The 23,073-nt window shown below is 64.6% G+C and carries 18 protein-coding genes and 1 other RNA gene; 10 read left to right on the top strand and 9 right to left on the bottom strand.

The genetic code is table 11. The annotated features are described in order from the left end of the window. Positions 1-69: 69 nt before the first annotated feature. A complete protein-coding gene (locus L0U83_RS10190) occupies positions 70-2,019 on the bottom strand; it encodes a tetratricopeptide repeat protein (protein ID WP_233882397.1) in 1,950 nt (649 codons plus the stop codon). A gap of 142 nt (positions 2,020-2,161) precedes the next feature. Here L0U83_RS10190 and L0U83_RS10185 point away from each other — a divergent pair, with 142 nt between their 5' ends. The 3 genes from L0U83_RS10185 to L0U83_RS10175 all read left to right on the top strand — a co-directional run bounded on the left by L0U83_RS10185 (position 2,162) and on the right by L0U83_RS10175 (position 5,403). After that, on the top strand, positions 2,162-2,482 hold the full coding sequence (locus L0U83_RS10185) for an ArsR/SmtB family transcription factor (RefSeq protein WP_233882396.1): 321 nt from the start codon (positions 2,162-2,164) through the stop codon (positions 2,480-2,482). Next, a complete protein-coding gene (locus L0U83_RS10180; protein ID WP_233882395.1) occupies positions 2,479-3,585 on the top strand; it encodes a cation diffusion facilitator family transporter in 1,107 nt (368 codons plus the stop codon). The genes L0U83_RS10185 and L0U83_RS10180 overlap by 4 nt, the downstream gene beginning before the upstream one ends. 120 nt (positions 3,586-3,705) lie before the next feature. After that, positions 3,706-5,403, top strand: coding sequence for an FAD-dependent monooxygenase (locus L0U83_RS10175; protein WP_233882394.1), 1,698 nt, complete (start codon positions 3,706-3,708; stop codon positions 5,401-5,403). 49 nt (positions 5,404-5,452) lie between these two features. Here the strand turns inward: L0U83_RS10175 and L0U83_RS10170 are convergent, their stop codons facing one another. Genes L0U83_RS10170 through L0U83_RS10155 form a run of 4 tightly spaced genes read right to left on the bottom strand, consistent with a single transcriptional unit; the run spans position 5,453 to position 10,718 of the window. Further along, entirely contained in the window at positions 5,453-5,692 is a 240-nt protein-coding gene (locus L0U83_RS10170) for a formate dehydrogenase subunit delta (RefSeq protein WP_233882393.1), read from the bottom strand. A gap of 4 nt (positions 5,693-5,696) precedes the next feature. Continuing rightward, positions 5,697-8,633 (bottom strand): formate dehydrogenase subunit alpha, encoded by a 2,937-nt coding sequence (gene fdhF / locus L0U83_RS10165; protein WP_233882392.1) that lies wholly within the window; start codon positions 8,631-8,633, stop codon positions 5,697-5,699. A gap of 13 nt (positions 8,634-8,646) precedes the next feature. Further along, positions 8,647-10,206, bottom strand: coding sequence for a formate dehydrogenase beta subunit (locus tag L0U83_RS10160; RefSeq protein ID WP_233882391.1), 1,560 nt, complete (start codon positions 10,204-10,206; stop codon positions 8,647-8,649). Continuing rightward, complete coding sequence (locus L0U83_RS10155) at positions 10,203-10,718, bottom strand: NAD(P)H-dependent oxidoreductase subunit E (RefSeq protein ID WP_233883859.1); 516 nt, start codon at positions 10,716-10,718, stop codon at positions 10,203-10,205. Before L0U83_RS10155 ends, L0U83_RS10160 begins: the two co-directional genes overlap by 4 nt. A gap of 130 nt (positions 10,719-10,848) precedes the next feature. Here L0U83_RS10155 and L0U83_RS10150 point away from each other — a divergent pair, with 130 nt between their 5' ends. After that, positions 10,849-11,931, top strand: coding sequence for a substrate-binding domain-containing protein (locus L0U83_RS10150; protein WP_233882390.1), 1,083 nt, complete (start codon positions 10,849-10,851; stop codon positions 11,929-11,931). Between the two features lie 112 nt (positions 11,932-12,043). Next, a complete protein-coding gene (locus tag L0U83_RS10145) occupies positions 12,044-12,310 on the top strand; it encodes a hypothetical protein (RefSeq protein ID WP_233882389.1) in 267 nt (88 codons plus the stop codon). A gap of 197 nt (positions 12,311-12,507) precedes the next feature. On the opposite strand, the gene ssrA is transcribed toward L0U83_RS10145, so the two are convergent. The 4 genes from ssrA to ompA form a co-directional block, all read right to left on the bottom strand. After that, positions 12,508-12,877, bottom strand: a transfer-messenger RNA (tmRNA) gene (ssrA, locus tag L0U83_RS10140). Positions 12,878-12,986: 109 nt separating this feature from the next. Beyond that, on the bottom strand, positions 12,987-13,730 hold the full coding sequence (locus L0U83_RS10135; protein ID WP_233882388.1) for an HAD-IA family hydrolase: 744 nt from the start codon (positions 13,728-13,730) through the stop codon (positions 12,987-12,989). 86 nt (positions 13,731-13,816) lie between these two features. Further along, positions 13,817-14,515: a bifunctional 2-polyprenyl-6-hydroxyphenol methylase/3-demethylubiquinol 3-O-methyltransferase UbiG gene (gene ubiG / locus L0U83_RS10130; protein ID WP_233882387.1), complete on the bottom strand. Its 699-nt coding sequence runs from the start codon at positions 14,513-14,515 to the stop codon at positions 13,817-13,819. A 214-nt stretch (positions 14,516-14,729) separates the two neighbouring features. Further along, positions 14,730-15,374 carry an outer membrane protein OmpA gene (gene ompA / locus L0U83_RS10125; protein WP_112171352.1) on the bottom strand — a complete coding sequence of 215 codons (645 nt, stop codon included), beginning with the start codon at positions 15,372-15,374 and terminating at the stop codon, positions 14,730-14,732. A gap of 563 nt (positions 15,375-15,937) precedes the next feature. On the opposite strand from ompA, the gene gyrA reads away from it, so the two are divergent. The 5 genes from gyrA to hisC all read left to right on the top strand — a co-directional run bounded on the left by gyrA (position 15,938) and on the right by hisC (position 23,071). Beyond that, entirely contained in the window at positions 15,938-18,547 is a 2,610-nt protein-coding gene (gene gyrA, locus L0U83_RS10120; protein ID WP_233882386.1) for a DNA gyrase subunit A, read from the top strand. A 196-nt stretch (positions 18,548-18,743) separates the two neighbouring features. Next, positions 18,744-19,352, top strand: a complete 609-nt coding sequence (locus L0U83_RS10115; RefSeq protein ID WP_233882385.1) for a DUF2059 domain-containing protein — start codon at positions 18,744-18,746, stop codon at positions 19,350-19,352. 224 nt (positions 19,353-19,576) lie between these two features. After that, positions 19,577-20,659 carry a 3-phosphoserine/phosphohydroxythreonine transaminase gene (serC, locus tag L0U83_RS10110; protein WP_233882384.1) on the top strand — a complete coding sequence of 361 codons (1,083 nt, stop codon included), beginning with the start codon at positions 19,577-19,579 and terminating at the stop codon, positions 20,657-20,659. Between the two features lie 63 nt (positions 20,660-20,722). Then, positions 20,723-21,808: a prephenate dehydratase gene (gene pheA / locus L0U83_RS10105; protein WP_233882383.1), complete on the top strand. Its 1,086-nt coding sequence runs from the start codon at positions 20,723-20,725 to the stop codon at positions 21,806-21,808. 141 nt (positions 21,809-21,949) lie between these two features. Then, the gene (gene hisC, locus L0U83_RS10100; protein ID WP_233882382.1) at positions 21,950-23,071 is read left to right on the top strand and encodes a histidinol-phosphate transaminase; all 1,122 of its coding nucleotides are present in this window, start codon (positions 21,950-21,952) and stop codon (positions 23,069-23,071) included. Positions 23,072-23,073: the final 2 nt, after the last annotated feature.

Here is a 23,073-nt window from a genome sequence, read left to right as displayed (position 1 = left end):
TTGCTACGGAAGCAATAAAAAACGGGGCGCTCAGGCGCCCCGTTTTTGTTGTGCAGCTCATTGCGCCGCTTACGCGTCGCGCAACTCACGAGCGACCGTTTCTACGACTTGCGCCCATGCATGCGGGCGCGGCTGGCGCACGAGCCGCGCGCGTGGGTACCAGGGACTTTCGTCGGTACCCGCGAACCAGCGCCAGTCCGCGGCGAACGGCAGCATGACCCAGAGTTGCGCGCCAAGCGCGCCCGCGAGGTGGGCGATCGAGGTGTCGATCGACACGACGGCGTCCAGACGCTCGATGATAGCCGCGGTATCCGCGAAATCCTGCAGCTTGCCGCCAAGGCGGTGGATCGAGCGCGAGCGCGGATGTGCGTCGAGCGCCGCGTGTTCCGCGGCGCTGAGTTCGGGTTGCAGCACGATCCAGTCGATACCTTCGAGCACAAAGAGCGGTTCGAGCGCGGCGAGAGCAATCGCGCGGTTTTCGTGCTTCTGGATGCGTCCGGACCATGCGAGTCCGATCTTGCGGCGCGCCTGGCCGCCCAGCGAACCGCGCCATTTACGCCCGTAGGCGGGGCTGGCGTTAAGGTAGGGCGTGCGCGCGGGCAGCCTGTCGATGCTCGTGCCGAGCGCGAGCGGTAACGAGAGGAGCGGGCAGTGCAGGTCGGCGGCGGGGCGCGGCGCGCCCTGCTCGACGAGCGTGACGCGCCAGGCTTCGGCGGTCGGCGCGATGAGCGGCACGAGCGCGCGCTGCACTTCGAGCACGACACGCGCGTTGCCTGAGCGCGCTGCGGCTGCCGCGACGAGCGGCACGAAGCGCACGAACTGAAGCGTGTCGCCGAAACCCTGTTCGGCCTCGATCAGCAGCGTCCGGCCGTTCAGGGGCTCGCCGTGCCAGCGCGGCAGCGTACTTTGCGTCGTGCGCGGCGCAATGGATGCAACCTGTGCGTTCACCGGCAGCGGCAGAGCGTAGCCTGCGCCGCGTGGCGCGTTGGCGTGCGCCTCATCGCGCGCGGCCGGATCGAGCCGCCATTCGTACTCGGGCAGTCCGCGCCGGAAGTCACCGAGCGTGAGCCACGTGAGCGCGCGATTCAAATGCGCGGCGGCCAGATCGGGCCGCACGCGCAGCGCTTCGTCGAAGGCGCGCAATGCCGCCGCATGCCGACCGAGTGCGTGATGTGCCACACCGAGCGCGAGCCAGGCGAGAGCAAACTTCGGATCGAAGCCGATTGCACGCTCGTAGGGTCCGATGGCTTCATCGTGGCGGCCGAGCGCGGCAAGCGCGTTGCCGAGCCCGAAGAGGGCCGGAGCGAAGTGCGGCTGCAGCGAAAGCGCCGTTTCGAAGGCGGCCACGGCCTCGCCGTGATGGCCGGTCGCATCGAGCGTGTTCGCAAGATTGAAATGTGCGGCGACGAAGCGCGGCTCCGCGCGCAGCGCCCTCTGGAAATGTTCGATCGCGCTCGCGCTGTCGCCGAGCGCGTTGAGCGACATGCCGAGGTTATTGTGCGCCCCTGCATGGCCCGGGCGGATCTTGAGCGCGCGGCGAAACGAGTCGCCGGCTTCGGCATGGCGCCCGAGCGCGTGCAGCGCGTTGCCGAGATTGTTGTGCGACGAGGCGTCACCGGGCTGCAGGCGCACGGCCTGGCCGAACGCGTACATCGCGTCCTCGTGGCGACCGATCACCGCATAGGCGTTGCCGAGGTTGTAATGCGCGAGCGCAAAAGCGGGCGCGAGCGTGAGGGCGTTGCGAAAGCGCTCGATCGCGCCTTCCAGTTCGCCGAGCGCCTTCAGCGCGTTGCCCAGGTTCAGCTGGAGCGCGGCGTCGTCGGGGCGCAAAGCGACCGCGCGACGCACGAGGTCCGCGGCTTCGGCGTGCTGGCCTCGCTGATGCCGTAGCACGCCGAGCAGATGCAGCGCATCGACGTGCACGGGATCGGCGGCGAGCGTCGCGCGGTAGTCGCGCTCGGCGTCGTCCAGCCGGCCGTCGCGATGTGCGGCGTACGCGCGGACAAAAAGCTGTTCCATGACTGAAGAAGCAAAAAGATCGAGACACAAAGGCGGCATTTTCCCACACTCGCGGACCCGCTCCCGAAGTTCACCGGAGTTTGACTGGAATCCGTTGCTGAACTAACATATGAACACATATTCATATGTATCGTGTGTATTTATGACCCCAGTTTCCGACGACGAGCGTGTTGTCCCGCTCGCCGACCTCTTCCGCTTGCTCGGTGACCCTACGCGCCTGCGCATCGTGCTCGCCTGCGTTCAGGACCGGCTCGCGGTCGGGGCGATTGCCGACGCGCTTGGTTTGTCGCCGTCGCTCGTGAGCCACCACCTGCGGCTCCTGCGCGCCGCGCGCATCGTGCGCGCCGAACGCGAGGGCAAGCAGGTGTTCTATGCCGCCGCGGACGCGCACATCAGCGCGATGATCGCCGGCATGCTGGAACACGTTGCCGAGCCGTCGGCGCAATGGCAGGAGGGCGCATGAGTGCCGCTGAACACGAGCACGCGCATGACGCCAAAGGCGCCGCGAAGCACGAGGACAAGGGCGAGCATGACCACGACCATGCGCACGACCACGCGCACGACCACGCGCACGACCACGCCCACGACCACGCCCACGACAACGCCCACGACGCCCACGCGCCGCACGGGCATGGTCACGCGCACGGCCACCATCACCATCATCACGCGCCCGTCGCGGGGCACGGCCGAGCGTTCGCAATCGCCGTCGCGCTAAACGTATTCATCGTCGTCGTACAGACGGTGTACGGCGTGCTTGCGCATTCCACCGCGCTGCTCGCCGACGCCGGCCACAATCTTTCCGACGTGCTCGGCCTGCTGCTCGCCTGGGGCGCCGCGTGGCTTGCAACGCGCCGTCCGTCCGCGCGCTTCACGTTCGGGTTCGGCAGCTCGTCGATTCTCGCCTCGCTCGCCAACGCCGCGCTGCTCCTGCTCGCGTGCGGCGCGATCCTCGCAGAGGCGGTTGGGCGCCTGCTCCATCCTGCGCCGGTCGCAGGCTTCGACGTGTTCGTCGTCGCGGCCATCGGCATGGTGGTCAACGGCTTTTCGGCGTGGCTTTTCATGCGTGGGCAAAAGGACGACCTGAACATTCGTGGCGCATTCCTGCACATGGCCGCCGACGCCGGCGTGTCCGCCGCCGTGGCCGTGAGCGGACTGCTGATTCTCGCGACCGGCCAGAGCTGGATCGATCCGCTCATGTCCATCGTGGTCGTGCTCGTGATCCTGTACGGCACCTGGGGGCTGCTGCGCGAGTCGGTGCGGCTGGCGCTCGCCGCGGTGCCCGAGAACGTCGACATCGCGCGCGTGCGCAGCTTCCTCTCGCAGCAAGAGGGTGTAGTCGATGTGCACGACCTGCACGTCTGGGCGCTTTCGACGACAGGCTGTGCGCTCAGCGCGCATCTCGTGATGCCCGCAGGGCACCCCGGCGACGCCACCCTCGATCGTATGGTCGAATCGCTCGAAGTGCGCTTCGGCATGAGGCACGTCACGCTGCAGGTGGATCTCGGCACGAGCGAGCATCGCTGCGCACTGGACATGCCGGACGGCGCACGTCGGCACGCGCACTGAGGCGCGGCAATTTGCGCTGCGACTTGTCGAGCCATTCGGGCTGCTTTTGATGCGCTGCCGCGCGACCGCGTAACGCGCGGGCGATACACTACGTATCGTGTCGAGCGCATGGAGGTCTGCATGGCCGTGGCTTCTTCTCTCGCGCCCGTGCTTATTGTGGGCGCGGGACCCACCGGGCTCGCCGCCGCGATGAGTCTTGCTCGCGCGCATATCCCCGTGCGGCTGATCGATCGCGCGCCGCAGGCAGGTCGCCACTCGCGGGCGATCGGCATTCAGGCGCGCACGCTCGAACTGTTCGAGCAGCATCGCATCGTCGAGCCGTTTCTCGAGCTAGGCCACCGCGCGCATATCGCGAATCTTTATTCGAACGGGCAGCGCCGTGCGCGGCTCGACTTCGATCCGCTCTTCACGCGTTATCCCTATTTGCTCTTCATTGAACAGACCGTTACCGAGCGCATTCTCGCCGGGCATCTAGCCACGCTCGGCGTGGAGATCGAGCGCGGCTGCGAGTTGCTGGAGTACACCCAGGGCTCGGCCGGGGCGAGCGCGGAAGTGCGCCGCCCCGACGGGCGCGTGGAGTCGCTGCGCTGCGCTTACGTGATTGCCGCCGACGGCGCGCATAGCACCGTGCGCCATCGCCTCGCCATGAAGTTCGACGGCGAGACGATGACGCAATCGTTCCTGCTCGCCGACCTGAGCGCGAGCACACCCTGGTCCGACGACGAGTTCCACATCTTCGCCTCGGGCGAGGGCCTCGCCGCGCTTTTTCCGTTCGGCCACGGCCGCTACCGCCTGATCGCCGATCACAAAGCGATGCTGCCCGCCGCGCCGGAAGGCGCGATCCCGGTGCCTACGCTCGAAGAATGCCGCGACATCATTCTGCAGCGCGTGCACCACCCGGTGTCCGTTTCCGACATGAGCTGGGCTTCCTACTTCAGCGTGAACAGCCGCATGGTGCGGCAACTGCGGGTGGAGCGCACCTTTTTTGCCGGGGACGCCGCGCACGTGCATAGCCCCGCAGGCGCGCAGGGCTTGAACACGGGCATCCAGGAAGCCTTCAATCTGGGCTGGAAGATTGCGCGTGTGCACGCGCGCGGCGCGCCCGAGCGCTTGCTGGACACCTATCACGCGGAGCGTTATCCGATCGAGCGCCTCGTGCTGCAGCAGACGAGTTTCATGACGCAACTGGTGGAGGCCGATCACGGCCCGCTCAAGCTGCTGCGCGAGCGCGTGATGCCGGCGCTCGTCGCGCTCGGGCCGCTGCGCGACGCGGCGCGCCAGGCGGTCAGCGAGCTGTCGATCCAGTATCGCCGCAGCCCGCTCACGCTGGAGCGCGTGCTGGACGGCGGCCCACGCGCGGGCGAGCGCGCCCCGGACGCGTTCGTGGGCGTGGTGGACGGTCCGCTAGGCAAGGCGCCGGGCAAGGGGCGCATTTTCGATCTGCACGACCCGGCGTGCTTTTCGTTGTTCCTGCTGGTCGAGGGCGATGTCGATTCCGAGGGCGCGGCGGCAAAAAACGGCGCAGAAGCGAGCGCGACGCTCAAGCGTTTCACCGAAGCCGTTGAGCGGCTCTTTCCGCAAGCGCTGCGGGTCTGGTGGATCGCCGATCTCGCCAACGGCGAGACACCGCTGGCGGGCGAGGGCGCGGCCTCGCTAAGCGAATCTTACGGGCGCACGCGGCCCGCGTTTTATCTGGTGCGGCCCGACGGGTATATCGGCTCGCGGGGGCGTCCCGCGTCGGACCTCAATGCCTTGCTGCGTCACTGTGAGACGTGGTACGCGGCAGCGGGATTCGCGCAGGCACCGCCGCCGGTTTGAGCGAGCCGGCGGCGCCGTGCGCGTGATGCGATGGCAGGGCTGGCGTGGCTCAGGCCGCCGCGGGCGCCAACGCCTCGCGATGCTTCGTGAGCGAGGCGAGCACGATTTCCGTGAAGCCCGCTTGCTCGCCTTCGCCATCGAGCGCCGCGAGCAGCGTGCGGCGCATGCGCGGCTCCCAGAATTTGCGGATATGCTCCGCGATGCCCGTGAGCGCTTCCTCGCGATCGGGCAGCGAGTCGAAGAACATGCCTATCTGGTTCGCCATTTCGATCAAGTGATCAGCTTTCATCGCCTTATTTCCCTGAGGTTGTAAGCGGTTCGCGCTTGCTCAGCAGCTCGAGTTGGGTCGTGTTGAAGCGCGAGTATTCGCGCTGCCATTCCGAGGGCTGTTGCACATGGCTGACCTGCACGGCCGTCACCTTGTATTCCGGGCAGTTCGTGGCCCAGTCGGAGGCATCCGTGGTGATGACGTTCGCGCCCGATTCTGGGAAGTGGAAAGTCGTGTAGACCACGCCCGGCTGCATGCGCGTGCTGACCTTTGCGCGCAGCACCGTATGCCCCGCGCGCGATTCGATGCCCACCCAGTCGCCGTCGCGAATGCCGCGGTCTTCGGCGTCCACCGGGTGGAGCTCGAGGCGGTCTTCTTCGTGCCAGCGCAAGTTCTCGGTGCGGCGCGTTTGTGCGCCCACGTTGTACTGCGAAAGGATGCGGCCCGTCGTGAGCAGCAGCGGGAAGCGGCGCGTGACCTTCTCCGGCGAGGCGATGAACTTCGTGATGACGAACTTGCCCTTGCCGCGCACGAATTCGTCGATGTGCATGATCGGCGTGCCGTCGGGCGCTTGCTCGTTGCACGGCCACTGGATGCTGCCCATCTCGTCGAGCTTCTTGTACGAGACACCGTGGAACGTAGGCGTGAGGCGCGCGATCTCGTCCATGATCTGCGACGGATGCGTGTAGTCCATCTCGTAACCGAGCGCGCGCGAGAGCAGGATCGTCGCTTCCCAGTCCGAGTAGCCGGCGACAGGCGGCATCACCTTGCGCACGCGCGAGATGCGGCGTTCGGCGTTGGTGAACGTGCCGTCCTTCTCCAGGAACGACGAGCCCGGCAGCAGGACGTGCGCGTACTTCGCCGTTTCGTTCAGGAAGATGTCCTGCACGACGATGCATTCCATCGACGAAAGCGCGGCCGCCACGTGCTGCGTGTTCGGGTCCGACTGGACGATGTCTTCGCCCTGGCAGTAGAGGCCCATGAAGGTGCCGTCGAGCGCTGCCTCGAACATGTTCGGAATTCGCAGGCCCGGCTCGCTTTGCAATGCGACGTTCCAGGCGCCCTCGAAGAGCGCGCGCACGTTCGCGTCGCCCACGTGGCGATAGCCCGGCAGTTCGTGCGGGAAGGAGCCCATGTCGCACGAACCTTGCACGTTGTTCTGGCCGCGCAGCGGATTCACGCCGACGCCTTCGCGGCCGATGTTGCCCGTGGCCATCGCGAGGTTGGCGATGCCCATCACCATGGTCGAGCCTTGCGCGTGTTCCGTGACGCCGAGGCCATAGTAGATCGCCGAATTGCCTTGCTGCGCGTAGAGACGCGCGGCGGCGCGGACTTGCTCAGCCGGCACGCCGGTCACTTCGGCCATGGTTTCCGGCGAGTTTTCCGGCAGCGCGACGAAATCGCGCCATTGCTCGAATGCGCGCGTTTCGCAGCGCTCGGCCACGAACGACTCATTGACGAGCCCTTCGGTGACGATCACGTGCGCGATCGAGTTGACCATCGCGACATTGGTGCCGGGGCGCAGCTGCAGGTGATGTTCGGCCTTCACGTGGGCGGTATCGACGATATCGATGCGGCGCGGATCGACGACGATCAGCTTCGCGCCCTGGCGCACGCGGCGCTTCAGGCGCGAGCCGAACACCGGGTGACCGTCGGTCGGATTCGCGCCGATCACCATGATCACGTCGGAGTGATCGACCGAGGCAAACGTCTGCGTACCCGCCGATTCGCCGAGCGTCGTCTTCAGGCCGTAGCCCGTGGGCGAGTGGCACACGCGTGCGCAGGTATCGACGTTGTTGTTGCCGAATGCGGCGCGCACGAGTTTCTGCACGAGATACGTTTCCTCGTTCGTGCAGCGCGACGACGTAATGCCGCCAATCGAATCGCGCCCGTGCTTCGCCTGGATGCGGCGGAACTCGCTCGCGGCGTAGTTGATCGCTTCGTCCCAGCTCACTTCACGCCACGGATCGGTGATCTTCGCGCGGATCATCGGCTTCTTGATGCGGTCTTTGTGCGTGGCGTAGCCCCATGCGAAGCGGCCCTTCACGCAGGCATGGCCTTCGTTCGCCTGGCCGTTCTTGTGCGGCACCATGCGCACGACCTCGTTGCCCTTCATCTCAGCCTTGAACGAGCAGCCGACGCCGCAATAGGCGCAAGTCGTCACGACCGAATGCTCGGCCTGGCCCAGCATCACGACGGTTTTTTCCTGCAGCGTGGCGGTCGGGCAGGCGGCCACACAGGCGCCGCACGACACGCATTCCGAGTCCATGAACGATTCGCTCGCGCCGGCGGCGACACGCGATTCGAAGCCGCGTCCGGCGATGGTCAGCGCGAACGTTCCTTGCGTCTCTTCACACGCGCGCACGCAACGATTGCAGACGATGCACTTTGACGGGTCGTACGTGAAGTACGGATTCGATTCGTCCTTCTTGTCTTTCAGATGATTCGCGCCGTCAAAGCCGTAGCGCACTTCGCGCAGGCCCGTGACGCCCGCCATGTCCTGCAGTTCGCAGTCGCCATTGGCGGGACAGGTGAGGCAGTCGAGCGGGTGATCGGAGATGTACAACTCCATCACGTTGCGGCGCAGCTTTTGCAGCTGATTGCTTTGCGTGCGCACCTTCATGCCCGCTTCGACGGGCGTCGTGCACGAAGCCGGATAGCCGCGGCGGCCTTCGATTTCCACGAGACACAGGCGGCACGAACCGAACGGCTCGAGCGAATCGGTCGCGCACAGCTTGGGCACGTTGATGCCGGCCTCGATGGAGGCGCGCATCACCGAAGTGCCGGCCGGCACCGTGACGGACTGGCCGTCGATTTCGAGCGTGACATCGACATCGGCGTGGACGAGCGGCGTGCCGTAATCGGTGTCGTCGAACGGCGAGCGTTGCTTCATTGCTGCCGATTTGCAGGCGCAATTGCCGGAACCGCAACCACCGGCTTGGGACATGAGCGTGTCGGACATGGTGGTTCCTCGTTCAGGCGGCTGCTGCCGGAGCAGCGACGGGTTCGAGACCGAAATCTTCAGGAAAATGGTTGAGCGCGGAGATCACGGGGTAGGGCGTCATGCCGCCCATCGCGCATAGCGACCCGGACACCATCGTCTCGCACAGGTCGCGCAGCAGCGTGACCTGCTTCTCCGACGTGTCGCCCTTGCGGATCTTCGCGATCACCTCGACGCCGCGCGTCGAACCGATGCGGCAGGGCGTGCACTTGCCGCACGATTCGAGCGTGCAGAACTCCATGGCGTACTGGGCGAGTTCGGCGAGATTCGACGTGTCGTCGTGCACAACGAGGCCGCCGTGGCCCACGACCGCGCCGACTGCCGCATACGCTTCGTAGTCCATGGGAATGTCCCACTGGCTCTCGGGCAGATAGGTGCCGAGCGGGCCGCCCACCTGCACCGCGCGCGCCGGGCGCCCGCTGGCGGTGCCGCCGCCGTAGTCGACCATCAGTTCGCGCAGTGTCACGCCGAACGCAAGCTCGACGAGCCCGCCGCGCGCAATGTTGCCCGCGAGCTGGAACGGCAGCGTACCGCGCGAGCGGCCCATGCCGAAGTCCTTGTAGAACGCCGCGCCCCTGGCAAAGATGATCGGCACCGTGGCGAGCGTGATGACGTTGTTAATGACCGTGGGCTTGCCGTAGAGACCGGAGAGCGCGGGCAGGGGCGGCTTGGCGCGCACGATGCCGCGCTTGCCTTCGAGCGATTCGAGCAGCGCCGTTTCCTCGCCGCACACGTAAGCGCCCGCGCCCTTGGCCACGAACAGTTCGAAGCGCTTGCCGCTGCCGAGCACGTCGTCGCCGAGCCAGCCCGCCGCACGCGCGCGCTGGATGGCTTCCTCGAGTGCCGCGATCGAATGCGGATACTCGCTGCGCACGTAGATATGGCCAACGGTGGCGCCCACCGCGATGCCCGCGATCGTCATACCCTCGATCAGCACATACGGGTCGCTTTCCATGACGAGGCGGTCCGAGAACGTGCCCGAATCGCCTTCGTCGGCATTGCAGACGATGTACTTCTGGTCGGCTTGCGCATTCGCGACCGTGCGCCACTTGATGCCGGCCGGGAACGCCGCGCCGCCGCGGCCGCGCAGGCCCGACTCGAGGAGTGCTGCGCAGATATCGGCGCCGGTCATCTTCAGCGCATTGCGCAATCCTTCGAGGCCGCCGTGAGCGACGTAGTCGTCGGTGGAAAGCGGGTCGGTGATGCCGATGCGCGCAAACGTGAGGCGCTGCTGCTTGCGCAGATACGGAATCTGCTCGACGAGCCCGACGCTGCGCGCGTGCTGGCCGCCCTGCAGGAAGCCGGCGTCGAAGAGCGCGCCCACTTCATCGGGTTCAACGTTCGCGTAGCCGACGCGCCCATCGGGCGTTTGAACTTCGACGAGCGGTTCGAGATAGAGCAGGCCGCGCGAGCCGTTGCGCACGAGTTCGATGCTTACGCCGCGCGCGGCAGCTTCACGTTCAATGGCTTGCGCGATGGCATCTGCTCCGAGCGCGAGGGCCGAGGAGTCGCGGGGTACGTAGACGCGTGTCATGCGGCCTCCTCGGTGCGGGCGACCGCCGTCATGGCGGCGGCAAAGAGCTTGTCGAACTTCTGCGGGGTCACTTTTGCGTGCAAGGTGCCGTTAATCATCATGGCGGGCGAGAGCGCGCACTGGCCCAGGCAATAGACGGACTCCAGCGCGACCGGACCTTCGTGCGCATGCGCGTGTTGGGCGTCGTGGCCGTGCTGGCCGAAACGGCAGCCGGTCTGCGCCTCGACGTGCTGCGCGAGCGCTTCACTCCCCATGCTGCGGCACGCCTCGGCGCGGCACAGCTGGACCGTGACCGGCGCGGGCGGCGCAGTGCGGAAGTGGTGGTAGTAGGTGATCACGCCGTGCACCTCGGCGCGCGAAAGATTCAGCGCCTTCGAGAGCGGCACGACCGTGGCCGGCGGCACGAAGCCGACGTCGTCCTGGATCGCATGCAGGATTGCAAGCAGCGTGCGGCCTGGTTGCGCGTGACGCAGGACGAGGTCGTCCGGCGCGCTAACAGCTGTCTCTTCCATCATGGGGCTTCTCCTGGGCATATATGCACTTGTTATTCATAAAGTGTGCATCTATGCTGCGGTTGTCTTGTTGTCTGACCGAACAATAGGCCCGTGGAATGGCAGACGCAATAGGAAGAGGAATTTCATAATGATCAAGGTCGAGTGCCATGCGCAGCTAGTCGTGCGCGACGCTGACGGCCGAGAGGCAAGCCTGACGGACGTTGTGCCGTTGCTTGCCCTCGTCGCCGAAGAAGGAAGCATTGCGCAGGCCGCGCAGCGTAAGGGTTTGTCCTATCGCCACGCCTGGGGTGTTTTGCGTGAAGTGGAGGAGCGCCTGGGCGGTGCGCTGATCGCAAAGGCGCGTGGTCGTGGCTCCGTGCTCTCCGAACTGGGCGAGGCGGTGCTGCGCTCGCAGCGCCTGTGCACGGAACGGCTGCAGGGTAACCTCGAGGCGCTGGCGAGTGAGGTGGCGAGCGACCTGAACCGCTGGCTCGCTCCCGACGCGCAAGATCTGCGCATCCATGCTTCGCACGGCTACGCGGTGGCGGCGCTCGTGACGGCGCTCGTCGCCGACCAGGTGCCCGTGGAGATCAAGTACCGCGACAGCGTCGATGCGATCACGGCGCTCGCGCGCGGCGAATGCGATCTCGCGGGCTTTCATCTGCCGCGCGGCGACTTTCGGGCTGCCTGTGCCAACGCCTACCGTAGCTGGCTCGACCCGCAGCGCCACGTGCTCATCCATCTCACGCAGCGCAAGCAGGGGCTCTTCGTCGGACGCGGCAACCCGAAGCAGGTCACGGGCCTGGCCGACCTCGCGCGCGGCGATATCCGCTTTGTGAACCGGCAGCCGGGCTCGGGCACGCGCATGTTGATCGATCTGCTGCTCACACGCATTGGCGTCGATCCCGAGCGCGTGAACGGCTATGCGTCGTCGGAGCTCACGCACTCGGCAATCGCTGCGTTCGTGGCGAGCGGTATGGCCGACGTGGGCTTCGGCGTGGAGCCGGCTGCGCACCATTTCGGGCTCGATTTCATCGAAATCGCAGACGAAGACTACTATTTCGCGTGTGATCGTGGTCATCTCGCACACGAACCGCTGGCAACCGTACTGGGTTTGCTGCGTGGCGCCGGGTTCCGTGCGTCGGTTGCGCAACTGGAGGGATACGATCCGGCGGCGTGCGGTGACGTAGTGGAACTCGAAGCCGCATGGGGCGAGCCGCGGGCTTTGTAATAGAAGGCAACGTATTAATCGGACTACGCTGCAGACTGAGGCGCTTTTTGTGATACTTTCAGTTCGTATTCGCTCTCACGTTTCAGATGCGCGCTCGTCGCGCCGATCGACCATGAAATTTGTCCTCAAAGTTGGTGCTGCTGCCGCTACGGCAGCGGTGTTGTTGGCTACGTTCAACCTTGCCTTTGCGCAGAACTCCCCGGGCGTCCCCGGCGGTATTCTGAGCGATCAGTTCAAGTTCAACGAGCATCCGCAAATGCAGTTCGCCGCTTCGGCGCCTACGGGCAAGTATCAGCATGGAAAACCAACTGCTGCGCGCAAGCGCGGCGATCTGGGCGATCCGAACGGCTGTAATCTGCAGTGCCCGCAGGACAATTGATGGCGTAAAGGCGGAGGCGGCAGTTGCGCCGCCTGCGGAACAAAGAAAAACTCGCGAGACCCGAACGGGCTGTCGCGAGTTTTTTGTATGCGCTTCGCCGGGTTGGCCGGCGTCAGACGTGTGTGGAAAGCAAAAAGCCCCGACAGCCTTGCGGCCGCGGGGCTTGAGTCCGTTCGTCGTGGACGACGGGAAAAATCTGGTGGAGCCGGCGGGAATCGAACCCGCGTCCAGAAGCAGTCCATAACCAGTTCTACATGCGTAGTTCTATCATTTGATTTAACCGCAGCGACGCGGACGAACACGCTGCGCTACGGCGATTCACTAAATTTTCGACCTTGGCGTCGTGACGCCACCAAGGCTTAACTGACGTAAATGACCTCTGGCGGTATTGCTACCGGTCTTGCGACGCTAGCCCGTCAGTAAGCTAGGCAGAGGACGGCGGCCCTTAGGCTGCCAGTGCGAACGTATCGTCGTTTGCAGTTACGTTTTTCCCATTGATTAACGAGGTGACGGGTCCTCGGCATGCCCTGATTACTTCATAACCCCTGTCGAAACCAGGTCGGCCCCAGAGGAAGCAACAATTATCACATAGTTCGCCATATGAGGCGAACCGCGCCCGGTTCAAGGGCGCGCGGGGGGCTGTCCGCGCGCAAAAACCGCTTGCACGTGCCCGCCTTTACGTCGACTCAGCGTCGCCTCTGGCTGGCTTGCCGATGTGCTGAAGCAGGGCGAACAGCGTCGCCGTGGTGTCGGCGACATATTGCGCATCCCACTGCGAGGGCGGCACGTCGTTGCCGCAGTAGCCGTAGGCGGCGGCGATTGTCGCCATACCCGCTGCGGCGCCCGCCTGTACATCGCGCAGATCGTCGCCAACATACACGACGCGCTGCGGCGCAATGCCGAGCGCCTCAGCCGCGTGCAGCAACGGTGCCGGATGCGGTTTGGAATAGGGCGTCGTATCACCGCTCACCACGCAGCTTGCGCGCGTATCCAGATGCATCAGTTTGACGAGCGGTTCGGTGAGGCGGGCGACCTTGTTTGTCACGATGCCCCAGCGCACGCCGCGCGCGTCGAGGTCGTCGAGCACGGCGTCGATTCCCGCGAAGAGCGCCGTCTCGACGCGCAGATTCGCCTCGTAGTTGGCGAGGAACTCCTCGCGCATGGCGGCGAACTCGCGATCGTCGGGGCCGATCCCGAACGCGCCGCCAATCAGGCCGCGCGCGCCCGCCGAAGCGAGTGGACGCAGTTTCTCGAGCGGCGCGGGCACGAGGCCGCGCGCGTGGCGCATCTGGTTGACGGCGGCCGCGAGGTCGGGGGCCGTATCGGCGAGCGTACCGTCGAAGTCGAACAGCACGGCGTCGTAGGCGGCGAGCGCGGCGGCGCTGTCCGCGGCTGATTGGGCGTTCGTGGGTGAGTTCATGTCTGGGAGCGATGGCGCGGCGCGCCGATGTGCAGGAAATGCCGCCGGAGCAGGGTGGTCCGGCGGCGTCGATCGCGCAAGCGCCGTCAGGCGTCGCGCCGGCAGGCGATCATGTAATTGACGCTGGAGTCGTTCGAAAGCGCGAAGTGCCGCGTGAGCGGGTTATACGTGATGCCCTTGATCTCCGCGACACGCATACCGGCGTCGCGCACGAACGCGGCAAGCTCCGAGGGGCGGATGAAGCGCGCGTAGTCGTGCGTGCCCTTGGGCAGCATCTGCGCGATGTATTCTGCGCCGATCACGGCGAGAAGATACGACTTCACGTTGCGATTGAGCGTCGAAAAGAACACCCAGCCGCCAGGCTTCACGAGACTTGCGCAGGCCTTCACGATCTCGGCGGGCTCCGGCACGTGTTCGAGCATTTCCATGCAGGTCACGACGTCGAACGACGCGGGTTCGCGTGCGGCGATCGCTTCGGCGGCGATCAACTCGTAGTCCACCGTTACGCCGCTCTCGAGGCTATGCAGGTCGGCTACGCCAAGCGCCTCGCGCGAAAGGTCGATGCCTTTCACTGTCGCGCCAAGCCCCGCCATCGATTCGGAGAGGATGCCACCGCCGCAGCCGATGTCGAGCACGCGCTTGGACGGCAGATGCGCATGACTGTCTATCCAGCCGAGGCGAATGGGGTTGAGTTCGTGCAGCGGCTTGAATTCGGCGTTCGGGTCCCACCAGCGATGAGCGAGATCGCTGAATTTCTGTAGCTCGTGGGGATCGGCATTCGTCATGTCGTGGCAGCCTGAAGCGCGGTGCGGGTCAGAAAGAATAAACCCCGAGTATATAGGCGGGTGCATACGGCGGCAAAATGGCACGCCATGCCGTAAACCTTTCCAAAACGCTAAAGCCGCGCGGAGACAGGCGAAATGAAAGAGAGGTAAAGCGCGGGATAAAAAAAGCCCCGCCGAAGCGGGGCTTTTGAGGCTTGCGGTCGAAAGCTCGCGATTACTGCTTTTGCGTGCCGACGACTTCGACTTCCACGCGGCGATCCGGTGCGAGGCAGGCGATGAGAGCCTTGTGGTTCTTCTGGTTGCAGCCAGTCGTAACCGGGTTGCGCTTGCCCTTGCCTTCCGTGTAGATACGCTCTGCCGGAACGCCCTTGCTGACCAGGTACGACTTGACGGCTTGCGCACGGCGCAGCGACAGACGGTCGTTGTAGGCAGCCGAGCCGATGCGGTCGGTGTAGCCCGTCGCGACGACGACTTCGAGGTTCAGAGCCTGGATCTTGCTTGCCAGATCGTCCAGCTTTTCCTTGCCAGCCGGCTTCAGGATGGCCTTGTCGAAGTCGAACAGGGCGTCAGCCTGATACGTGATCTTCTGGCTGCTGATGGCCGGCGGCGGCGGAGCGACCGGCGGCTGCGGTGCCTGGGCGACCAGGGCGCCATCGCACTTGGCGTTGGCGGTGGCCGGCGTCCAGAATGCATCGCGCCAGCAAAGCTCGTTCGTGCCGTTCATCCACACGTATTCGCCGGTACCATTCACCCAGTTGTCATTGACGGCTTGTCGCGACGCCGGCACCGACTGTGCCTGAGCGGATGCAGCCACAACTGCGGTAGCTGCAATGAACGCGAGCTTTGAAAGTTTATTCATATTTCTCCTCTCGAAATTGAGATTACCGCAGGTTTACTGCGAGCCATATGACGAAGACAAGTCATACATTGCTCGAAGTATAACATTGGCAAGTTGTGGGGAACGCTTTGCGTTGTGTAGACTTCGAGCAGTGTCTAACTTTGTGCGTTGGCATTTTGCCATATCGTTCCCCTCCGACGATAAAAAAAGTCCGCCCCTTTCACTGCGGCTTGTCGAACGTGGTACGCCCGCAACAAAAAAGTTCCCGTTATTTTACCTGGTAGTGCGCCTGGGTAGGCGGTGTGTCACACATTGTTATCCAAATCGGTGGCGGCGCATCTGATTCCGGTTCGCACTGCGGCGTTTGCGCCACGCTCAAGGCGCTTTTGAGCGCTTCGGCTTCACTCCTCTAATAGGTATACGCAGGCGGCGGGCGAGGGTGTCGTGCATGGTAGAATCGCGTGATGCGCTGCGTCCGCGGCGTCCATGCGACAGCTGGGCGTCTCGCGGTGACTGCGGCGACCTTCGCTCTTCCAGTTGGGGCGGGGCGCTAGCACACCGCGTGCCCAAATAAGACATCGATAATGGATCAATTCGCCAAAGAGACTCTGCCAATCTCCCTCGAGGAGGAAATGCGCCGCTCGTATCTCGATTACGCGATGAGCGTGATCGTCGGGCGGGCACTTCCGGATGTTCGTGACGGCCTCAAGCCCGTCCACCGGCGCGTGCTCTACGCAATGCACGAGCTGAATAACGACTGGAACCGCGCTTACAAGAAGTCGGCTCGTATCGTCGGCGACGTCATCGGTAAGTACCACCCCCACGGCGATACGGCCGTCTACGACACCATCGTGCGGATGGCGCAGAACTTCTCCCTGCGCTACATGCTGGTCGACGGGCAGGGCAACTTCGGCTCGATCGACGGCGACAACGCCGCCGCCATGCGATACACCGAAATCCGCATGGCGAAGATCGGCCACGAGCTGCTGGCCGACATCGACAAGGAGACGGTCGACTTCGGGCCGAACTACGACGGCAGCGAAAGCGAGCCGCAGATCCTGCCCGCGCGCATTCCGAACCTGCTCATCAACGGCTCGTCGGGTATCGCGGTCGGCATGGCCACGAACATTCCGCCGCACAATCTCAACGAAGTTGTCGACGCCTGCCAGCATCTGCTGAAGACGCCCGAGGCAACGATCGATGAGCTGATCGAGATCATTCCCGCGCCCGATTTCCCGACCGCCGGCATTATTTATGGCGTCGCCGGCGTGCGCGACGGCTATCGCACCGGCCGCGGCCGCGTGGTGATGCGCGCGGCCACGCATTTCGAGGAAATCGATCGCGGTCAGCGCATGGCGATCATCGTCGACGAGTTGCCGTATCAGGTGAACAAGCGTTCGCTGCTTGAACGCATCGCCGAGCTTGTCAACGAGAAGAAGCTCGAAGGCATTTCCGATATTCGCGACGAATCGGACAAGAGCGGCATGCGTGTCGTGATCGAGCTTAAGCGCGGTGAAGTGCCCGAGGTCATCCTCAACAATCTTTACAAGGCGACGCAGCTGCAGGACACGTTCGGCATGAACATGGTCGCGCTGGTGGACAACCAGCCGAAGCTGCTGAACCTGAAGGAAATGCTCGAGCATTTCCTTTCGCATCGCCGCGAAGTGCTCACGCGCCGCACGGTGTACGAACTGCGCAAGGCGCGCGAACGCGGCCACGTACTCGAAGGCCTCGCCGTCGCGCTTGCGAACATCGACGATTTCATCGAACTCATCAAGGCCGCGCCCACGCCGCCTATCGCGAAGCAGGAATTGATGAACCGCTCGTGGGATTCGTCGCTCGTGCGCGAGATGCTCACGCGCGCGGAGCAGGACAATGCGTCGGCGGGCGGGCGCGACGCCTACCGTCCGGAAGGGCTGAACCCGCAATATGGTATGCAGGCCGACGGCCTTTACCGTCTGTCCGACACGCAGGCGCAGGAAATCCTGCAAATGCGCCTCCAGCGCCTGACCGGGCTGGAGCAGGACAAGATCATCGGCGAGTACCGCGAAGTCATGGCGCAGATCGCCGACCTGCTCGACATCCTTGCGCGCCCCGGGCGCGTAACGACCATGATCTCCGACGAACTTACCTCGATCAAGAGCGAATTCGGCGATGCCCGCCGCTCGAAGATCGAGATGAATGCCACGGAGCTCAACACCGAAGACCTGATCACGCCGCAGGACATGGTCGTGACCATGTCGCACGCCGGGTACGTGAAATCGCAGCCGTTGTCGGAATATCGGGCCCAGAAGCGCGGAGGTCGCGGCAAGCAGGCGACCTCGATGAAGGACGACGACTGGATCGACACACTCTTCATCGCCAATACGCACGACCACATTCTGTGCTTCTCGAATCGCGGCCGCGTGTATTGGGTGAAGGTGTATGAAGTGCCGCAGGGCTCGCGCAACTCGCGCGGCCGCCCGATCGTCAATATGTTCCCGCTGCAGGACGGCGAAAAGATCACGGTCGTGCTGCCGGTCAAGGAATTCTCGGCCGACAAGTTCGTTTTCATGGCCACCGCGCTGGGCACGGTCAAGAAGACGCCGCTCGAAGCCTTCAGCCGTCCGCTGCGCAAAGGTATTATTGCGGTCGGTCTCGACGACGGCGACTACCTGATCGGCGCTGCGATTACCGACGGCGAACACGACGTGATGTTGTTCTCCGACGCTGGCAAGGCTGTGCGCTTCGACGAGAACGACGTGCGCCCGATGGGCCGCGAAGCGCGCGGCGTGCGCGGCATGCAGCTCGAAGATAACCAGCAGGTCATCGCACTCCTCGTGGCGGGCGACGAGCAGCAGTCGGTGCTCACCGCGACCGAGAACGGTTATGGCAAGCGCACGCCGATCACGGAGTACACGCGCCATGGCCGCGGCACGAAGGGCATGATCGCGATCCAGACTTCGGAGCGCAACGGCAAGGTGGTTGCGGCCACACTCGTCGACTCGGAAGCGCAGATCATGTTGATCACCACCACGGGCGTTTTGATTCGCACCCGCGTGTCGGAAATTCGCGAAATGGGCCGTGCAACGCAAGGTGTTACACTCATCAGCCTTGACGAAGGTACGAAGCTCTCCGGGCTGCAGCAGGTCGCCGAAGCGGACGCAGAGGCGGACGCCGAAGGTGAGGGCGAGCCGGGCGAAGTCGAAGAGTGATGCGTTACCCGGGCCCGCAGAAGTGTGTTCAATCGACGCGCTTACGCGGGCTTTAAGGTGGGTTTCAGCGAACCTTGTTAGTGTCAGCTAAATGAATGGTATGCCGGGCGGACCGGCCGGCGGGCGCATAGCGCAAAGCAGCGCCCCGCAGTCCGCGCGGCAGCGCAAATCGATTAATTTCTCAAAGGGAGTAATGATGCAAAAACGATTCAAGCAGGTGATGTTGCTGGCCGCTCTCGTGCCGACGTTTGCCATGGCTCAGGCGCTCCAGAACCAGGCGCCCGCCCCCCAGGCACCGGCAGCGGCTGCAGCACCCGTCGATCCGGCCAAGCAAGCCGCGATCAAGGACCTGCTCGACGCGATCGACGCACAGAAGCTCGTCGGCGCAATCGGCAACAGCGCCCAGATGCAAGCCAAGCAGCTCGTCCCGGCAATCCTGTCGGACGCGCTCTCGGAAAACAAGACGATGACGGACAAGCAGAAGCAAGCTGCCGTCCCGTCGCTGCAGAAGAACGCAGTGCCGAAGCTGGTTGACTCGGCAGGCCAGGTCTTCGCGACCGACTCGTTCAAGCAGGACGCCATGGAAGCTCAGTACGAAGCGTATGCGAAGTACTACAGCACGCAGGAAATCAAGGACCTGACCACGTTCTACCGCAGCCCGACCGGCCGCAAGTTCATTCAGGTTCAAGACCAGGTTGGCCGCGACGTCGTGAACAGCCTGATGCAGAAGTACATGCCGCAGTCGATCAAGGCAACGCGCGACCAGGCCGACAAGGAAGTCGCTTCGGTCAAGGTCGGCAAGTAAGCCTTCCAGCGTCACGCTCCCTCCGGTCCGCGGCCATGAAGTACGGTAGCGGGGCGGGATCGGCAGCGTAGGCCGGGAAACCCACCGCCGCGCCACGCGTGGCGGGTTCCCGGCGACAATGCGATAATGGTCGTTTGCGCGATAAGCGCAAGCGGCCATTTTCTTTTTTGGCGCGCTTTCCAGCGCTTTTTGCCACAACGCCTGCCTCGGGGATCCTTTTTACGATGCGCGTCTACAACTTCTCAGCCGGACCGGCAGCGTTGCCAGAAGAGGTCCTGCGTCAGGCCGCCGACGAAATGCTCGACTGGCACGGCAGCGGCATGGGCGTGATGGAAATGAGCCATCGCGGCCCGGAATTCATGCAGATTCACGCCGAGGCGCTGCTCGATCTGCGCGAGCTGATGCGGGTGCCCGCAAGTCACCAGATTCTGTTTCTGCAGGGCGGCGGCATCGGCGAGAACGCGATCGTGCCGCTCAACCTGTTCGGCTCGAAGCCGCGCGCGGACTTTGTCGTTACCGGCTCGTGGTCGCAGAAGTCGCAGAAAGAAGCGCTCAAGTATGGCGAGGCGCATATCGCCGCGACGGGCCGCACCGACGCCGGCTTCACGCATTCGCCGCCGAAAAGCGAGTGGAAGCTCTCCGACGATCCCGCCTACGTGCACCTGTGCACGAACGAGACGATCGACGGCGTCGAAACCTTCGAGATTCCCGACCTCGGCGACATTCCGCTCGTGGCCGACGCCTCGTCGCACATCCTGTCGCGCCCGATGGACATCGCCAAGTACGGTGTGCTCTACGGCGGCGCGCAGAAGAACATCGGCATGGCGGGCGTGACGGTCGTGATCGTGCGCGAGGACCTGCTCGATCGCTCGATGCCGATTTGCCCGTCGGCGTTCGAATGGAAAACCGTGGCCGCGAACAACTCGATGTTCAACACGCCGCCGACTTACGCGATCTATATCGCGGGGCTCGTGTTCAAGTGGCTCAAGCGCCAGGGCGGTCTCGAAGTCATCGAGGCGCGCAATGTGGAAAAAGCGAAGCTGCTCTACGACACGATCGACGCAAGCAGCTTCTACAGCAACAAGGTGGAGCGCCGCGCGCGCTCGCGGATGAACGTGCCGTTCTTCCTCGCCGACGAAACACGTAACGCAGATTTCCTCGCCGGCGCCAAAGAGCGCGGGCTGTTGCAGCTGAAGGGCCACAAGTCCGTCGGCGGCATGCGGGCATCGATTTACAACGCGGTGCCGCTCGAGGCAGTGAACGCGCTGGTCGAGTACATGAAGGAATTCGAGGCGAAGCACGCGTAAGCGCCCCTCGCTCATCGAGCGAAGCGGTGCCGCGCGCATCCATTCAGATTGCCGGTTTCACGCATGGACGACGAACTCAACTCCCAACTCAAGCCGCTGCGCGAACGCATCGATGCGATCGACGCACAACTCATTGCGCTCCTGAACCAGCGCGCCTCAGTCGCGCTCGAAGTGGGCGAAGTCAAGAAGCATTTCAACGCGCCGGTGTTTCGCCCGGAGCGCGAGCTTCAGGTGATCGAGCGCCTGCAGACCATGAGCGACGGCCCGCTCGGCAACGATCACATCAGCGCGATCTGGCGCGAGATCATGGCCGCGAGCCGTTCGCTCGAAAAGACGATTTCGGCCGCGTTCCTCGGCCCGGTCGGCACCTATAGCGAACAGGCGATGTACCAGTACTTCGGTCAGTCGATCGAAGGCCTGCCGTGCCCGTCGATCGACGAGGTGTTCCGCTCGGTCGAGGCGGGCGCCGCCGAGTTCGGCGTCGTGCCGGTCGAGAACTCGACCGAGGGCGCCGTTTCGCGCACGCTCGACCTGTTCCTCGAAACGCAGCTCGTCATCGGCGGCGAAATCGCGTTGCCGATCCAGCACAATCTGATGACGCTGAGCGGCAACCTGAACGGCGTGAAGCGCGTGTGCGCGCACCCGCAGGCGCTCGCACAGTGCCAGCACTGGCTGACCGCGAACGCGCCGCAACTCGAGCGTCAGAGCGTGTCGAGCAATGCGGAGGCCGCGCGCCTCGCCGCCGCCGACCCGACGGTTGCGGCGATTGCGGGCGATCGCGCCGCCACGCACTACGGTCTCCTGATCGCAAACGCGCTGATCCAGGACGACCCGCACAACCGCACGCGCTTCGTGATGATCGGCAAACAGCCGGCGGGCGCGACGGGCCGCGACCAGACCTCGATGATCGTTTCGGTGAAGAACGAGCCGGGCGCGGTGTACAAGCTGCTCGAACCGCTCGCGCGCCACAGCGTGTCGATGACGCGTTTCGAGTCGCGGCCGGCGCGCCTTGGCAGCACGTGGGAGTACTACTTCTACATCGACTTCGAAGGTCATCGCGACGAGCCGGCCGTGGCCGCGGCGCTCGACGAACTCAGCAAGAAGGCCGCGTATCTGAAGATCCTCGGCTCGTATCCGCGCGCGCGCTAAAGCGGGGAAGGTGCGGGCGGCCTGCCGCCGACCGCCGTGCGCCGCGTGAGGATGTCGGGCGGCGCGCCTTTCCCGATCCGTCCGCTACCGGCCGTCCGGAAGACCGTTGTACGCCCGGCGCCTTGAGCCTTGGAGAGACGCATGACCACGCAATTCGGCCCCTCGTATGTGCGCGCAATCGCGCCTTACATCGCCGGCAAACCGATTTCCGAAGTCGCCCGCGAGTTCGGGCTCGACGAAGCGCGCATCGTGAAGCTCGCGTCGAACGAGAATCCGCTCGGCGTGCCCGAGTCGGCGCAGCGCGCGATCGCGCAGGCGGCGAGCGACCTGGGCCGCTATCCCGATTCGAACGCTTTCGAGTTGAAGGCCGCGCTGGCTGCGCGCTACGACGTGCCGCCCGAATGGATCACGCTCGGCAACGGCAGCAACGACATTCTCGAAATGGCCGCGCATGCGTTCGTCGAGCGCGCTCAGTCGATCGTTTATTCGCAGTACTCGTTCGCGGTGTACGCACTCGCGACGCAGGGCCTCGGCGCGCGCCATATCGTGACGCCGGCCGTGCGTTACGGGCACGATCTCGACGCGATGCTGGCGGCTATCGATGAAGACACGCGTCTCGTGTTCGTGGCGAACCCGAACAACCCGACTGGCACGTTCATCGAAGGTGCGAAGCTCGAGACGTTCATCGCAAAGGTGCCCGCGCACGTCGCGGTCGTGCTCGACGAGGCCTATACGGAATACCTCGCGGCTGAGAAGCGCTATGACTCGATCGCGTGGGTGCGCCGCTACCCGAACCTGCTCGTTTCGCGCACGTTCTCGAAGGCCTACGGACTCGCCGGCCTGCGCATCGGTTTTGCGATTGCGCAGCCGGAGCTGACCGATCTGCTGAACCGTCTGCGCCAGCCGTTCAACGTCAACACGCTCGCGCAGGCGGCCGCTATCGCCGCGCTCGGCGACACGCCGTTCCTCGAGCGCAGCGCGGCGCTCAACGCCGAAGGCTATCGCACGCTCACCGCGGCGTTCGAGCGTCTCGGCCTCGAATATGTGCCCTCGGATGGCAATTTCGTGATGGTGCGTGTGACGAAGGACGCAGCGGACGATGACGCCGGCGAGCGCGTGAACCTCGCGCTGCTCAAGCAAGCCGTGATCGTGCGGCCGGTGAGCAACTATGGTTTGCCGCAGTGGCTGCGTGTGACGATCGGCTTGCCCGAGGAGAACGCGGCATTCGTCGCGGCCCTCGAGCGAGCGCTTGGCGCGCCTTGAGC

Source organism: Paraburkholderia flagellata (assembly GCF_021390645.1).
Taxonomy (GTDB): domain Bacteria; phylum Pseudomonadota; class Gammaproteobacteria; order Burkholderiales; family Burkholderiaceae; genus Paraburkholderia; species Paraburkholderia flagellata.
This window is presented reverse-complemented; position numbering and strand designations above follow the sequence as displayed.